The sequence below is a fragment of the Methylovirgula sp. genome (genome assembly GCF_037200945.1).
GTDB lineage: Bacteria > Pseudomonadota > Alphaproteobacteria > Rhizobiales > Beijerinckiaceae > Methylovirgula.
Window position 1 is genome coordinate 3,190,425 of the sequence record NZ_JBBCGP010000001.1, and the last position, 13,189, is coordinate 3,203,613.

The following is a 13,189-nucleotide window of genomic DNA, read 5'->3' on the forward strand; positions in this document are numbered from 1 at the left end:
ATCCACGTCAGACAGAGGGAGCAAAAAGCCATGTCTGATACACACACGAAAATCGCAATCATCACCGGCGGCAGCCGCGGCCTCGGCCGCAATACGGCGCTTGCCGTCGCGGCACGCGGCATCGACGTGATCTTCACCTACTGCAACAACAAGGCCGAGGCGGAAAAGGTCGCCGCCGAAATCAAAGCATCAGGCCGCAAGGCTCTCGCGCTGCAATTGGACACGGGCGACAGCGCCAGTTTTCCGGCCTTCGCCGAGACAATCGCTGCCGCGCTGCGCGACACCTGGGGCCGCAACCATTTCGATTATCTCGTCAATAATGCCGGCCACAGCGCGCCGGGCCCGATTGCGACGATGAGCGAAGAGGATTTCGATGGCCTCTACAGAGTGCATTTCAAAGGCGTCGTGTTCCTGACCCAGAAGCTGTTGCCGCTGATCGCCGACGGCGGCCGGATCGTCAATCTTTCGAGCGGCCTCGCCCGCTTCTCCCTGCCCGGCTATGCAGCCTATTCTTCGATGAAGGGCGCGATCGAGGTGTTCACGCGTTATCTCGCCAAGGAACTCGGGCCGCGCGGCATTGCCGCCAATGTCGTTGCGCCGGGCGCGATCGAAACCGATTTCGGCGGCGGCGCGGTGCGCGACAATGCGGACCTCAACAAGTTCGTTGCCTCGGTCACAGCAATGGGCCGCGTAGGCGTACCGGACGACATCGGCCCGATGATCGCCAATCTACTCGCCGATGAGAATCGCTGGCTCACCGGACAGCGGATCGAAGTTTCGGGCGGGATGTTCCTGTAGACCGCGCACTATTTTCGGCGCAGGCGACCGGCACGACATGGGCGATGAAGTTGCCGATATCAGGTTCAGGTCCCTGCGCGCCGCTCTTGAGCCATGCGAGCTTGGCGCGCATGTACCGCGCCATCGAATCGATCTCAGCCGCCTTTTGTTCAAGGCGACTGAGCTGCGTATTCATGATTTCGATGGACCGCGCCGTGCTTATGCCGCCGTCGCGTGCGTATTCCTCGCCAATCGCGGCGATTTCTTTCAGTGACATGCCGAGCGATTGCGCCAGACGGATGAGTGCAGCAACGCGCACATGTTCCTGCGTGAAGACCTGATAGGGATTGCGGCCGCCCTTGCCGTTCGTCTCCGGCGTCAGCAGCCCCTGCCGCACGTAAAACCGCACAGTATCCTTGCTGAGGCCCGACTCGCGCACGAACTCCGAAATCAGCATTATCGCCTCTTGACCATGGACCATACTCCACACTTATAGACGAAGCTCCCTAGATCACGTTCATGAGTTTGAATCAAATCGATTCAAACTCATGAACGTGATCGATTCTAATAATTTAGAGCGGGATTGCCGCGAAAAACCGGTGTCCACTTTTTCGCATCCCGCTCTAGTCTTACTGAGTCAGAAAGCCGCACCGAATGGGGCGGCATTGCACATGACAGTCTCGTCGCGCGTTCGGGCGCCACGGCCTATGGTCCTTATGCCAGCCGCCACGCCAAGATGTTCGCCGGAATGGAAATATCGCGGCTGCCCTCGCCACCTGAGGCTGTGGCAAAGGTCATCGGCGACGCGGTGGCCGCGAAGCGGCCGCGCGCCCGCTACGCTGCCGCCGGCGGCGCGCCGATATTTCTATTTCTGACGCACGTTTTGCCCGATCGAATGAAAGACGCACTGATGTGGCGCATCTCGCAGAGAAACTAGGCGCAAACCGCATCCGCTATTGCGACCCGCCTGCGCCGTAACCGTTGCCGAAACCGCCATTGCTACCGCGATGATGGCGGCTGGTGCTGGAGCTTGAATCGCTTGATGGCGTATCGGACGGTGTCTGGTTAGAGCAGACCCATCCGGTCGCGCTGTGCGAGGAGCGAACCGCCCATGTCCCCGCCCCGCAAAGTGGCGGCGCGGATTGCGCATAGGCGCTTTCATGGGCGCTTTGGAACACGCCGCCCAAAGCCAGACCGAAGCTCGCGAAAATGAGCGATTTGCGCATTTGATCCCTCCCGGATTTACGTGCATTGATTTGCTGCGCCGGGAAGCTTTGGCTGATTATGCGGCTATTCAGGGCCGCGATTCAGGCAGGATTTCGCTCAGCGCGTCCTCAACTGAAATTTGAATAAGCCGACGGTGTCCGATGAATCCAGCCCTTGCCTACCTTGTCCTGGCAATTGCCGCGGCCCTCGAAGCGGGCGGTGACGCCATCGTGCGCAAGGGACTTCACGCTTCGGGTACACCGACGCGAATCGGAATTTTTGCGTTAGGTGCGGCGGTTCTTTTCGCTTACGGCGTGACGGTGAATTCGCCGCCCTGGGACTTCGGCAAACTGCTTGGTATCTATGTCACGCTGTTCTTTGTCGTCGCGCAGATCGTCAATCTCATCTTTTTCGGCGCACGCCCCGACCTGCCGATCTTTGTCGGCGGAGCGCTGATTGTTGCCGGCGGCCTTGTCATCACCTTTTGGCGTGCGAGTTAGGCCGCGCTTTCGACGATCTCTGGGATGTTGTAGGTCTCTCCCTGCGCGATCCGCAAAAATGGGCCGTGGCTATGACGACATACTTAGTTCACTACCGCACAATTGAGGTCGATGGGCTTTCGATCTTCTATCGCGAAGCCGCTTCAAACGATGCGCCGACACTCCTGTTGCTGCACGGATTGCCGTCTTCGTCGCGGATGTTCGAGCCTCTTTTGCAACGTCTGGCAGATCGCTACCATCTCATGGCGCCTGACTATCCGGGCTTCGGCCATAGCGACTGGCCTGCGCCCGAACATTTTGCTTACACGTTCGATCATATTGCGGAAGTCATCGACGGGTTTACGCAGAAGCTCGGTCTGTCGCGCTACAGCCTCTACATGCAGGATTATGGCAGCCCGGTCGGCTTTCGGCTGGCGCAGGCGCATCCCGAGCGGATCGAAACGCTCATCATTCAGAATGCCGTCGCGCATGATAGCGGGCTCGGCCCCAATTGGATTATGCGGCGCGCCTTCTGGGCGGATCGCGCGACGCATGAAGCGGCGCTGAAAACAAATCTTCTGTCTCTTGAGACAACGCGGGCGCGCCATGTCGGTAGCGATCCGAACGTCGATCGCTACGATCCGGATTTGTGGACCGACGAATTCGCCTTTTTGAGCGCGCCGGGCCAAGCCGAAATTCAAACGGACCTGTTCTACGATTATCGTACGAATGTCGCGTCCTATCCAGCCTGGCAGACGTGGATGCGCGAGCATCAGCCGAAGATGCTGGTGCTGTGGGGAAAGTACGATTCGTCTTTCCAGATATCCGAGCCGGATGCCTACAAACGCGACGTTCCTACGGCCGAAGTTCACATTCTCGACGGTGGCCATTTTGCGCTCGACACGGCGGCCGACGAAGCTGCTGAATTGATCGACGGCTTTCTGACGAAAGCTCGCTGATAAAGCTATAGAGCGTCTAAATACCCGCTAAATTATAGACTTTGAAGAATATCCAAAATATTTAGATCGAATACTTTGTTCATGCTAAGTAAACCGCGCGAAGAGGCGCCGTGCCCCCGCGTTATAGGAGTCTGTTTATGCGCAAGAATTTCCTGAAATTCGTTGGCGTTACGTTTCTCGCCGCCGCCGTGCTTGCGCCCATCGCCGCATACGCAGGCCACCATCATCACTTTGTTTCGGTCGAGATGATGCGCCACACGATGGCCACGATGAAAGACGGCACAAAGATGCATGTCCAAGTCGTCAAAATGAATGGCCACATGATGGTTATGATTCCGATGGCCGATCTTCCCGATTATCTGCGCCAGCAGATTTTCGTTCCGGGCGATCAATAAGCGATTCCTCTGACGCCAATCTGATAAGGGCAGATCGATACGCACGGATATGTTGCGTATCGATCCTCTGGCCGTTAACCGATGTGATCGGACGGACATTCGGACATGCCATCAAGCTCACAAGCCGATCTTTCGCAAAAGCTCGGTTTAAAATATCCGCTGATCGTTGCGCCTATGGCGGGCGGTCCGTCGTCGGTCGACTTGGTGGCGGCAAGTTCCACTGCGGGTGCATTGGGCTCGATGGGCGCCGCTTACTCGAATCCGGTGGCGATCGCACAATTTGCCGACGCGGTACGGCAGCGGACGGACCGTCCCTTTGCGATCAATCTCTTCATTCCGGCACCCGTTTCGCAGATCGATCGCGACCATGTCGATCGCGCTATCGAAGCTACGTCGCAATATCGTGCGGAACTCGATCTTTCGACTCCCGACCTGGCGCCGCCCTTTGAAGAGGATTTCGACGCCCAATTCGAAGCTGTTCTCAAAGCCAAACCCGCCGTTTTGAGTTTCGTCTTCGGCGTATTGCGCAGTGAGCGTAGCAGAGCTGCGCGGAATGCCGGCATTCTTCTCATCGGCACGGCGACAACGTTCGCAGAAGCGCAAGCACTCGACGACAGCGGTGTTGATGCGATCACCTTGCAAGGATTCGAAGCCGGCGGTCATCGCGGCATTTTTGACGCCGGCGCGCGGGATGAGGAAGTCCCCCTTCATGACCTGTTGAGGCAATGCGTCGGTCGCATCCGGTCCCCGCTCATCGCCGCTGGCGGCATCATGGCCGCGCCTGACGTCGATGAGGCGCTTCGCGCCTGTGCGCAAGCGGTACAATTGGGCACCGCGTTTTTGGCCTGCGCCGAGGCTGGAACGTCCAAGCCTTACAAGGCGAGACTTCTCGATTCCGCGAGGCGCGTGACGAAAACGACCCGCGCCTTCTCCGGCCGCCTGGCGCGCGGCGTCGAGAATCGTTTCATGAACGAGATGGCAGCGAAGGCCGACGCAATCCTTCCCTTCCAGGCCCAAAACAAATTCACACGCGATATCCGGAACGCCTCGGCGGCGCGCGGCTCCGCGGACTTCCTGTCGCTATGGGCCGGCACCGGCGAAAACGAACTCTGGCAAGGCCCTGCGGCGAAGCTCATCGAGCGGCTGTTCCAAAGGTGATCAGCATCTGGCAGCGCTCGCCGCTGGGCGCGCGTGCTCGGTAAGGCGGCCCCAACCGGCAAGTTATTAAAGTATTAATTCAAATGCCGCATAAGGGCGACGTTATCGGAGCTACGCCCCAGAGGCTGTCATGAGTATTGCCCGCGACGATCTAGAGTCGACCGTCCACTTTTTTGAGAATGCTCTCCACGCCCTCGAAAATGCTCAGACCCGCGGGCGCGTGATCCAGATCAAGTTTAAAGCGGACGCGATGGCCATGTTGGCGAAGCGGCTTTCCGACTCCGCGCTTCACGCCGAAGCGAACATGGTCTCGCGCATCTCCATGGAACGATTATTGGATTTTCCGGAAGGCGAAACGCGATCCGCTGCAAAAGGTCCGGGAAACCGCGTTTCCGTTTTCTGCTAGCGGCCCCAGCAAAGACGCTGGCGAAAATCTTATATCCGCTACCGACCCATCGCATCGCTGATTTGCACTTCGCCGTTTTCGTAGCGAAGTCGTCGAGGGTCACGACGTGACAGGGGTTTTCCGCAGCCCTGCTCTGCGTTTTGCGAGGCTCTCGTTCCGCTGATCTGGACGAGTCCGCCCAGATCACGAATCGTACGACATGATTAGCAAAACGTGTTGCAAAAATACCGGAACGAAAACGCGACCAAAAAGCTTCTCTGAGCGGTCCGGCAATCGTCTCGCTTAAGCGCGATTCGATCCGGGTTCAAAGACCGGGGTTCCTTTAGCGTCAGCATAAAAGCCGATCCATTTCAATAACATAGAAGGAAAACTGGCGGAAGGGGTGGGATTCGAACCCACGGTGGGCTTTCACCCACGGCGGTTTTCAAGACCGCTGCCTTAAACCGCTCGGCCACCCTTCCATGTTGTGCGTTATGGCACGGCAACGGCCGAACGCTAAAGCGAGATTTTAACCGTGGTTGGTTTCAATGTTCGGGGGCTTAAGGAAACTTTGACCAGCGCCATGCCAATTGGGGGCGTCAGGGCAAATTGGCGGCATCGATCGCGGTGAATGTTCTTCCGCAATAAATGCTTCAGCTTTGCAGCTTTGAGTTCGGTTAACGGAAGGTTTAGGCCGCGCACATTGCGCGTGTTTTCAAGTTCCGGTGATCAAACTTTGCTTCTTCAGCTTGCCACATTTGCGCCTTCAATTTTGCTTGTTGGACGCTCTAACAAGCCAGCGCTCGAAGTTCGTCTTTTTGCAGCGTTGCATAAGTACTACATCGCGGCGCTAAACAGGGTTTGGACTAGGTTTTCGGTCTCACGTCTATTGATCCAGACAACGGTAGGATTTAGCTGGCTGCATGATGCCAACTCGAAGAGGGGATTTCCTAATGTTGCGTAAGCTTCTAACAACGACGGCCCTGATCTGCCTTGCCGGTGGCACGGCGCTCGCGGCCGATCTTCCGAGCGAAAAGGGTCCGCCCGTTTATGCTCCGCCGCCGCCGCCGGCTTTCAGCTGGTCGGGCGTCTATCTCGGTGGCCAGGTCGGCTACGGCTGGGGCACGACTCACTTTGTTGACAACACTGCTGGCGTGGGCCTGAACGGTCTTTCGCAGAGCGGTGTGGTCGGCGGCGCTCACATTGGCTATAATTACCAAGTTTCGCAGTTCGTCTTCGGTCTTGAAGGTGACGTGAATGGGTCTTCCGAGCGTGACAGCACCTTCGATCCGTTCGCGGGCGGCTACTCGCTGCGCGAGAACATTGATGCGTCGATCCGTGGCCGCGTCGGTTACGCTTTCGATCGCGTGTTGATCTACGCCACAGGCGGTGGTGCCTACGGCAACTTCCACACGTCCTACAACGGCGTCGACGCTTTCAACACCGGCCGCATCGGCTGGACGGTTGGCGGCGGTCTCGAATATGCCATCGACAACAATTGGTCGGTTCGCGCGGAATATCGCTATACCGACTATGGTCACACTACGGATTTCCCTTCGTCCGAAGGGTTTGACGCTGTTTCGCACCACATCCGCGACAACCGCGTGCAGGCTGGCTTCTCGTACAAGTTCGACATCTTCTCGCCCCCGGCGCCGATCGTTTCGAAGTACTGAGAGCTGTTTTAGGAAATCCAAGAACCCGGCCCTTGTGGCCGGGTTTTTCGTTGTGCCGTCCCCTCCCAGCCCTACAGTTCCGATTCGCGCCCTTGCGGCGACGAGCGAGACATGGCACTGCACGGCCATGACGCGCGAGCCATCGACGGCGACTATGGCCGCCAGCCCTCCCAAAATCTCCTTCGTTTCGCTCGGCTGTCCCAAGGCTTTGGTCGACAGCGAGCGAATCATCACGCGGCTGCGCGCCGAGGGCTATGAGCTGACCCGTAGCCATGCCGGCGCCGATGCGGTGATCGTGAACACCTGCGGCTTCCTCGATAGCGCCAAGGCCGAATCGCTCGCGGCGATCGGCGCGGCGCTTGAAGAAAACGGGAAAGTTATCGTCACTGGCTGTATGGGCGCCGAATCGGAGACGATTCGCAGCGCCTATCCCAATGTCCTCGCGATCAGCGGCCCACAAGCCTACGAAAGTGTCGTCGGCGCCGTCCACGATGCGATCGCGCCGCCGCACGATCCGTTCCTCGATCTCGTACCGGCACAGGGCATCAAGCTCACGCCGCGCCATTACGCCTATCTGAAGATTTCCGAGGGCTGCAACAACCGCTGCTCTTTCTGCATCATTCCGCGCCTACGGGGCGATCTTGTCTCGCGCCCCGCCGCGGACGTGCTCCGCGAGGCCGAGAAGCTCGTCGCCGCTGGCGTCAAGGAATTGCTCGTCATATCCCAGGACACCGGCGCCTATGGGCTTGACCTGCGCTATGCGGAAAGCACGCTCGGCGACCGTCAGGTGCGCGCCAAGTTCATCGATCTCGCACGCGAACTCGGCAGCCTCGGCGCCTGGGTGCGGCTGCATTACGTCTATCCTTATCCGCATATCGACGATGTGATGGAACTGATGGCGGACGGTAAGGTGCTGCCTTACCTCGACATTCCGTTCCAGCACGCGAGCCCGAAGGTCCTGAAGGCGATGCGGCGCCCCGGCGACCAGGAAAAGACGCTCGACCGAATCAAGTCCTGGCGCACCGCCTGCCCCGATCTCGCCCTGCGCTCGACCTTTATCGTCGGCTTTCCCGGCGAAACGGACGAGGATTTCGAGCTTTTGCTGACCTGGCTGACCGAGGCGCGGCTCGACCGCGTCGGCGCATTCAAATACGAGCCGGTTGGCGGCGCCCCGGCCAATGACCTCGGACTCCCTCCAGTGCCGGCGGACATAGCCGAACAGCGCTACGGGCGCTTGATGCAGCATCAACAGGCCATCAGCGCGAATCTGCTGAAGCGCAAAGTTGGCCGCCATATTCAGGCAATTGTCGATAAGGCCGGCCCGACGGTTGCCGAGGCCCGCAGCAAGGCCGATGCGCCGGAGATCGATGGCAAAGTCCACATCGCCAGCCGCCGGCCGCTACGCCCGGGCGATATTGTTCAGGTCAAGATCGAGCGGGCCGACGCCTACGATCTCTTCGGCACGACGGCGTAGCTATTTAGCTTCGCTACCGCCCGGCGTCGCCGACGGCGGGATTACCGGCGTTTCCGCCGGATCCTGTGGCGGCGGCTTTTTGGTCATATCAGGATCGGTGTCATGCGGCGGCTTCACCACGCCTGCGTGCGGCGGATTGACGGGGCCGAGATGCTGCTTGTCCGGAATCGTTGTGCTCGGTTTCGCAGCGGAGCCCGGCGTCTGCCCAAAAGCCGCGCCCATGGGCGCCGCCACGATCAGCAAAGCTGCACCAAACCGCGAAAAAACTGGCGTCTTTTTCATGGCCATCATCGGCGCCTCCTTTGGGAGCGAACGCCTTTGATGGGTGGCTGTTCCAGCGCAACCGACGCTGCTCAGGAGGGGTCGGTCGTTTCCAATTTTGCTTCGCCATCTTTCGCAAAAGCATCTTCGGAGAGTTTCGATTCGAATTTCTTTTCCTGCCGGCGCAGGACAATAAAAAACCCCACGACAACCGCGGCAGCAAAGGCCAAGCCGATGGCACCCAATGGTCCGCTGACCCGGGTCATCGCGTCGCCGAAGAAATAGCCGCCGAGCCCCATGATCGCGGCCCAGGTGATGACGCCGGCCCCATTGAACAGAAAAAACCGCCCGAAATCATATCGATTGAGGCCCGCGAGCAGCGCAGCAACGATACGCAGAACGGCAATGAACCGGCCGAAGAAGACGATCTTGCCGCCGTGGCTCTGAAATAGATGCCGCCCCAGCGCGAGCCGATTCTCGGTCAATCCAATCCACTTTCCGTATCTGCGTAAAAAATCGCTACTGACACTGCGGCCGATCCAATAGCCGATCGTCCCGCCAAGGATGCCGCCAACCACAGCAACAAGCAGAACCGTTGCGATATCGAGCCTCCCCGTCGCGCCAGCGTAGACCGCGGCCAAAACGAGCGCCGTTTCACCCGGAAGCGGCGAGCCCGCACCTTCGAGCAGAACGACAAAAAAGACCACGGCATATCCGTGCCGGACGATCAGCGGATGGAAGTCGATCCCAAAAAACAAAATGCCTCCCAGGGACACGAATTCTGCCCCAGTTCATGAGTCCAGCAAGAATTACGATTTCAGAATGTTATATAGATCAATTGTCACAAATTTCTGGCGAAATTCGCCAGCATGACCTATATCCCACTCGCGTTCACTTTTTTGGGAAAATGCAGCGTGATGCAAGTCGTTTCGGCCAACCGGCTTAGCGATGGCACCGTCGTCTACCTCAATTCTCAAGGGAATTGGGGTGAATCGCTGGCATCCGCAACCGTCTTCGCCACACCGGCGGATGTCGAGGCTGGGCTTCGCCAGGCGCAAGCCGCCATTGCGGCCAATGAGGTCGTCGACGCCTTTGCCATACCGGTGGAGCAAGGCGTGGATGGGCTTCATGCCGTCAGTTTGCGCAATGCCATCCGCGAACTCGGCCCGACGATCGCTTTCAAGACATCGCCCATCGCGGCGACGCGGAGCTAGTATGTATCGCTACGACGACTTCGACGCTGCCTTCGTGGCTGAGCGAGTTGAGCAGTTCAAGGATCAGGTTGCACGCCGTCTGTCTGGCGAACTGACCGAAGAACAGTTTCGCCCGTTGCGGTTGATGAACGGCGTCTATTTGCAGCTTCATGCCTATATGCTGCGCGTCGCGATTCCCTACGGCACCTTGTCGCCGCGCCAGCTTCGGATGCTCGGCCATATCGCGCGCCGCTATGACAAAGGCTACGGCCATTTCACGACCCGGCAGAACATCCAGTACAACTGGCCTGCCCTCGCCGATTGCCCGGATATTCTGAACGACCTCGCCAGCGTCGAAATGCACGCCATTCAGACATCGGGCAATTGCATTCGCAATACGACGTCGGATCAATTTGCAGGCGCCGCCGCAGACGAGATCGAAGACCCCCGGCCGTATTGCGAGCTTCTGCGCCAATGGTCGTCGCTCAATCCGGAATTCTCGTATCTGCCGCGCAAATTCAAGATCGCGGTTTCGGGCGCGCCACACGATCGCGCTGCGATTCAGGTGCATGACATCGGCTTGCAGGTCGTCCGCGACGCCGCGGGCGAGATCGGCTTTGGGGTTTATGTCGGCGGCGGCCTTGGTCGTTCGCCCTTCATTGCCCACAAAATCCGTGACTTCCTGCCGAAAGCCGACCTTCTGAATTACACCGCTGCGATTCTGCGCGTGTACAATCTCGAAGGGCGGCGCGACAACAAATACAAAGCGCGCATCAAAATCCTCGTCCACGAAAAGGGCGCCGACGCGATGCGCGAGGCAGTCGAGGCAGAATTCGCGATCAGTCAAAATCCAGATCTCGTTCTTACCCCGGACATCATCGAGCAATTCAAGTCTTATTTCGCCTTGCCTGATTTGCCGCCGCGGCCGGTGCCGGCGCAGAATTTCGAGGGACGCCGTGCGCAGGACGCCGAGTTCGCGCATTTCGTCGCGCAGAATGTCGTCGCGCATAAGGTGCCGGGTTACGGCGTCGTGTCGATCTCGCTGAAACCGATCGGCGGCATCCCCGGCGACATCACCGCCGAGCAGATGGAGGCGGTCGCCGATCTCGCAGAAACCTACGCGCACAACGAAATCCGCGTCGCACATGAGCAGAATCTCGTCCTGGCGCATGTCGCGCTCGACGATTTGGCAGCCATCTATGACAAGCTGAAAGATATCGGCCTCGCGACTGCCAACATCGGCCTCGTCACCGACATCATCGCCTGCCCCGGGCTGGATTATTGCGCGCTGGCGACGGCACGCTCGATCCCAATTGCGCAGCGCATTTCCGAACGTTTCGGAGAGAATGGCCGCGCTGCCGACATTGGCGAGCTGCACATCAATATATCTGGCTGCATCAACGCCTGCGGCCACCATCACGTCGCCAATATCGGCATTCTCGGGCTTGAGAAGAAAGGCGTCGAAACCTATCAGATCACGCTTGGCGGCTCCGCCGACCAAAACTGCGCCCTTGGCGACGTTTTGGGTCCGGGCTTTTCGAGCGAAACGATTGTCGATGCGATCGAGACGATTGTCGACACCTATCTCAAGGTTCGCAAGAATCGCGACGAAGATTTTCTCTCGGCCTATCAGCGCGTCGGCGTCGCGCCCTTCAAGGAAGCGGTCTATGAGCACGCCTAACGGCCTGCTGTTCGGCGATCAGGTTGCGGCCGCGCGCTTGTCCGATCGCTTTTATGCGCTCGGTGCGGAGAAGCTTTTGCGGCTTGCGATCGGGGACCTGTTTCCCGGTCGAATCGCGCTTGTTTCGAGCTTCGGCGCCGAATCGGCGGTGCTTCTGCACATGGCTTCGGCGATCGATCCAGCGACGCCGGTTCTCTTTCTCGACACCTTGCATCTGTTTTCGGAAACACTCGAATACCGCGACGCGCTCGTCGCACGTCTCGGCCTGACCAACGTCATCGAGCTGAAACCAGACGAAAGGCAACTCGCCGAGGAAGACCCCGAGACTTTCCTCTGGTCCAGCAACCCCGATCGTTGTTGCGCGATTCGTAAAGTCGAACCCTTGGCGAAGGCACTTAAAAATTACGACGCGTGGATTAGCGGCCGTAAACGCTTTCAGGCAGCGACGCGCGCCGCATTGCCATTGTTTGAAAGCGACGGCGAGCGCATCAAGCTCAATCCGCTCGCGACGTGGACGCCCGACGACATAAAAGCTTATTTCAAGAAGTACGATCTGCCGCCGCACCCGCTGGTCGCAAAGAGTTATCTGTCGATCGGCTGCATTCCCTGCACGTCCCCGGTTCGCCCCGGCGAAGATGCGCGCGCCGGGCGCTGGCGCGGCCGCGGCAAAACGGAATGCGGCGTGCATGTTCCCGAAACTCTCGAAGCCGGTGCGGATATCTGATTATGGCGCTTTATCGCGACGGAAAGTTTGAGAGCGATTCCTGGCGCCGGCTTGAGGCCGACGAACTTCCAGAAGAAGGTCATGTGCTTTTGAGCCTCGCCGAATGGCGGCGATTTACGGCGGAGCAAAAGAGCAGCAATATCGCCTTTGGTGTCGTGCTCGAACCCGGCGAAACAGCGGAGATGATTGCCGAGGATTTGCCACGGCTGTCGCTCGTTGCGGTGAGTTTCCCCAAATTCACTGACGGGCGGGGTTATTCGACGGCGCGAATCCTCCGCGACCGCTATAAATTCGCCGGCGAACTCCGAGCCGTCGGCGACATCCTCTTCGATCAGGCTCAGCTTTATGGTCGTTCTGGCTTCGATTCACTCGATATCAAAGACGTCGTAACGATCAAATTGCTCGAATCCGGCCGCAAGCCGGTGATGACGCATTTCTACCAGCCCGGCGAAGAGCCAGAGATCAAGGACAGCAAAAGTCCCTGGCGGCGTCGCTCGACATCGCAGGCTTGAGTGGCCGCCACTCGCGACCATCGAGCGAACTGACATCATCCAATTCGCGTTCCAGGATCGCCTCAAGCCCGCGCAGGATTGGCTGGTCGGCGCGAAACATTGCACGCACGACTTCGCGCTGCTCGTCGATAGGCGCCGCCGCGGCAAACGTACGTACGGCCCGCGCAGCGAATAGGCCGGTGCTCACACCCAAAAGGTCGGCAGCCGATCGGACTCTCGAAGCAAAGGAAACTCCGATCGAAGCCACAGCCGCTCGCGCAACATTCTCGTTCGAGCATGTGTGAACGATTTCATCGATCGACATTGAAGCCT

18 protein-coding genes and 1 tRNA gene are annotated in these 13,189 nt (G+C 58.9%); 13 read left to right on the plus strand and 6 right to left on the minus strand.

Annotated elements, in window-relative coordinates; all coding sequences use genetic code 11:
* Window positions 1-30: 30 nt before the first annotated feature.
* Complete coding sequence (locus WDN02_RS15555) at window positions 31-798, plus strand: SDR family oxidoreductase (RefSeq protein WP_337294350.1); 768 nt, start codon at window positions 31-33, stop codon at window positions 796-798.
* Here the strand turns inward: WDN02_RS15555 and WDN02_RS15560 are convergent.
* The gene (locus tag WDN02_RS15560) at window positions 755-1,234 is read right to left on the minus strand and encodes a MerR family transcriptional regulator (RefSeq protein WP_337294351.1); all 480 of its coding nucleotides are present in this window, start codon (window positions 1,232-1,234) and stop codon (window positions 755-757) included. The two genes, WDN02_RS15555 and WDN02_RS15560, sit on opposite strands and share 44 nt — an antisense overlap.
* Window positions 1,235-1,360: 126 nt before the next feature.
* On the opposite strand from WDN02_RS15560, the gene WDN02_RS15565 reads away from it, so the two are divergent.
* Entirely contained in the window at window positions 1,361-1,714 is a 354-nt protein-coding gene (locus WDN02_RS15565) for a hypothetical protein (protein WP_337294352.1), read from the plus strand.
* Between the two features lie 16 nt (window positions 1,715-1,730).
* On the opposite strand, the gene WDN02_RS15570 is transcribed toward WDN02_RS15565, so the two are convergent.
* Window positions 1,731-2,003, minus strand: coding sequence for a hypothetical protein (locus WDN02_RS15570; protein ID WP_337294353.1), 273 nt, complete (start codon window positions 2,001-2,003; stop codon window positions 1,731-1,733).
* Between the two features lie 141 nt (window positions 2,004-2,144).
* Between WDN02_RS15570 and WDN02_RS15575 the strand changes: the two genes are divergently transcribed.
* The 5 genes from WDN02_RS15575 to WDN02_RS15595 all read left to right on the plus strand — a co-directional run bounded on the left by WDN02_RS15575 (window position 2,145) and on the right by WDN02_RS15595 (window position 5,380).
* On the plus strand, window positions 2,145-2,483 hold the full coding sequence (locus WDN02_RS15575; RefSeq protein WP_337294354.1) for a hypothetical protein: 339 nt from the start codon (window positions 2,145-2,147) through the stop codon (window positions 2,481-2,483).
* A gap of 71 nt (window positions 2,484-2,554) precedes the next feature.
* Complete coding sequence (locus tag WDN02_RS15580; protein WP_337294355.1) at window positions 2,555-3,421, plus strand: alpha/beta hydrolase; 867 nt, start codon at window positions 2,555-2,557, stop codon at window positions 3,419-3,421.
* Between the two features lie 137 nt (window positions 3,422-3,558).
* Complete coding sequence (locus WDN02_RS15585; RefSeq protein ID WP_337294356.1) at window positions 3,559-3,816, plus strand: hypothetical protein; 258 nt, start codon at window positions 3,559-3,561, stop codon at window positions 3,814-3,816.
* Between the two features lie 105 nt (window positions 3,817-3,921).
* Complete coding sequence (locus WDN02_RS15590) at window positions 3,922-4,974, plus strand: nitronate monooxygenase (RefSeq protein WP_337294357.1); 1,053 nt, start codon at window positions 3,922-3,924, stop codon at window positions 4,972-4,974.
* Window positions 4,975-5,104: 130 nt separating this feature from the next.
* Window positions 5,105-5,380 carry a hypothetical protein gene (locus WDN02_RS15595; protein WP_337294358.1) on the plus strand — a complete coding sequence of 92 codons (276 nt, stop codon included), beginning with the start codon at window positions 5,105-5,107 and terminating at the stop codon, window positions 5,378-5,380.
* 371 nt (window positions 5,381-5,751) lie between these two features.
* On the opposite strand, the gene WDN02_RS15600 is transcribed toward WDN02_RS15595, so the two are convergent.
* Window positions 5,752-5,841: transfer RNA gene (locus tag WDN02_RS15600), tRNA-Ser, on the minus strand.
* A 471-nt stretch (window positions 5,842-6,312) separates the two neighbouring features.
* Here WDN02_RS15600 and WDN02_RS15605 point away from each other — a divergent pair.
* Together WDN02_RS15605 and rimO are read left to right on the plus strand one after the other, a co-directional pair.
* Window positions 6,313-7,032, plus strand: a complete 720-nt coding sequence (locus tag WDN02_RS15605; protein WP_337294359.1) for an outer membrane protein — start codon at window positions 6,313-6,315, stop codon at window positions 7,030-7,032.
* A 154-nt stretch (window positions 7,033-7,186) separates the two neighbouring features.
* On the plus strand, window positions 7,187-8,506 hold the full coding sequence (gene rimO, locus WDN02_RS15610; protein ID WP_337294360.1) for a 30S ribosomal protein S12 methylthiotransferase RimO: 1,320 nt from the start codon (window positions 7,187-7,189) through the stop codon (window positions 8,504-8,506).
* On the opposite strand, the gene WDN02_RS15615 is transcribed toward rimO, so the two are convergent.
* Both WDN02_RS15615 and WDN02_RS15620 read right to left on the minus strand, forming a co-directional pair.
* Window positions 8,507-8,797: a hypothetical protein gene (locus tag WDN02_RS15615; RefSeq protein WP_337294361.1), complete on the minus strand. Its 291-nt coding sequence runs from the start codon at window positions 8,795-8,797 to the stop codon at window positions 8,507-8,509.
* Between the two features lie 62 nt (window positions 8,798-8,859).
* On the minus strand, window positions 8,860-9,525 hold the full coding sequence (locus WDN02_RS15620; RefSeq protein ID WP_337294362.1) for a DedA family protein: 666 nt from the start codon (window positions 9,523-9,525) through the stop codon (window positions 8,860-8,862).
* A gap of 159 nt (window positions 9,526-9,684) precedes the next feature.
* Between WDN02_RS15620 and WDN02_RS15625 the strand changes: the two genes are divergently transcribed.
* Genes WDN02_RS15625 through WDN02_RS15640 form a run of 4 tightly spaced genes read left to right on the plus strand, consistent with a single transcriptional unit; the run spans window position 9,685 to window position 12,877 of the window.
* A complete protein-coding gene (locus WDN02_RS15625) occupies window positions 9,685-9,981 on the plus strand; it encodes a DUF2849 domain-containing protein (RefSeq protein WP_337294964.1) in 297 nt (98 codons plus the stop codon).
* Window position 9,982: 1 nt separating this feature from the next.
* Window positions 9,983-11,641, plus strand: coding sequence for a nitrite/sulfite reductase (locus tag WDN02_RS15630; RefSeq protein WP_337294363.1), 1,659 nt, complete (start codon window positions 9,983-9,985; stop codon window positions 11,639-11,641).
* The gene (locus WDN02_RS15635; protein WP_337294364.1) at window positions 11,628-12,365 is read left to right on the plus strand and encodes a phosphoadenylyl-sulfate reductase; all 738 of its coding nucleotides are present in this window, start codon (window positions 11,628-11,630) and stop codon (window positions 12,363-12,365) included. Before WDN02_RS15630 ends, WDN02_RS15635 begins: the two co-directional genes overlap by 14 nt.
* Before the next feature lie 2 nt (window positions 12,366-12,367).
* Entirely contained in the window at window positions 12,368-12,877 is a 510-nt protein-coding gene (locus WDN02_RS15640; RefSeq protein ID WP_337294365.1) for a DUF934 domain-containing protein, read from the plus strand.
* On the opposite strand, the gene WDN02_RS15645 is transcribed toward WDN02_RS15640, so the two are convergent.
* A complete protein-coding gene (locus WDN02_RS15645) occupies window positions 12,828-13,181 on the minus strand; it encodes a hypothetical protein (protein WP_337294366.1) in 354 nt (117 codons plus the stop codon). The genes WDN02_RS15640 and WDN02_RS15645 overlap by 50 nt on opposite strands.
* Window positions 13,182-13,189 lie beyond the last annotated feature (8 nt).

Coding starts and splice junctions, on each gene's coding strand:
- WDN02_RS15555 (WP_337294350.1), top strand. CDS start 31: ATGTCTGATACACACACGAAAATCGCAATCATCACCGGCGGCAGCCGC.
- WDN02_RS15560 (WP_337294351.1), bottom strand. CDS start 1,234: ATGCTGATTTCGGAGTTCGTGCGCGAGTCGGGCCTCAGCAAGGATACT.
- WDN02_RS15570 (WP_337294353.1), bottom strand. CDS start 2,003: ATGCGCAAATCGCTCATTTTCGCGAGCTTCGGTCTGGCTTTGGGCGGC.
- WDN02_RS15575 (WP_337294354.1), top strand. CDS start 2,145: ATGAATCCAGCCCTTGCCTACCTTGTCCTGGCAATTGCCGCGGCCCTC.
- WDN02_RS15580 (WP_337294355.1), top strand. CDS start 2,555: ATGACGACATACTTAGTTCACTACCGCACAATTGAGGTCGATGGGCTT.
- WDN02_RS15585 (WP_337294356.1), top strand. CDS start 3,559: ATGCGCAAGAATTTCCTGAAATTCGTTGGCGTTACGTTTCTCGCCGCC.
- WDN02_RS15590 (WP_337294357.1), top strand. CDS start 3,922: ATGCCATCAAGCTCACAAGCCGATCTTTCGCAAAAGCTCGGTTTAAAA.
- WDN02_RS15595 (WP_337294358.1), top strand. CDS start 5,105: ATGAGTATTGCCCGCGACGATCTAGAGTCGACCGTCCACTTTTTTGAG.
- WDN02_RS15605 (WP_337294359.1), top strand. CDS start 6,313: ATGTTGCGTAAGCTTCTAACAACGACGGCCCTGATCTGCCTTGCCGGT.
- rimO (WP_337294360.1), top strand. CDS start 7,187: ATGGCCGCCAGCCCTCCCAAAATCTCCTTCGTTTCGCTCGGCTGTCCC.
- WDN02_RS15615 (WP_337294361.1), bottom strand. CDS start 8,797: ATGATGGCCATGAAAAAGACGCCAGTTTTTTCGCGGTTTGGTGCAGCT.
- WDN02_RS15625 (WP_337294964.1), top strand. CDS start 9,685: ATGCAAGTCGTTTCGGCCAACCGGCTTAGCGATGGCACCGTCGTCTAC.
- WDN02_RS15630 (WP_337294363.1), top strand. CDS start 9,983: ATGTATCGCTACGACGACTTCGACGCTGCCTTCGTGGCTGAGCGAGTT.
- WDN02_RS15635 (WP_337294364.1), top strand. CDS start 11,628: ATGAGCACGCCTAACGGCCTGCTGTTCGGCGATCAGGTTGCGGCCGCG.
- WDN02_RS15640 (WP_337294365.1), top strand. CDS start 12,368: ATGGCGCTTTATCGCGACGGAAAGTTTGAGAGCGATTCCTGGCGCCGG.
- WDN02_RS15645 (WP_337294366.1), bottom strand. CDS start 13,181: ATGTCGATCGATGAAATCGTTCACACATGCTCGAACGAGAATGTTGCG.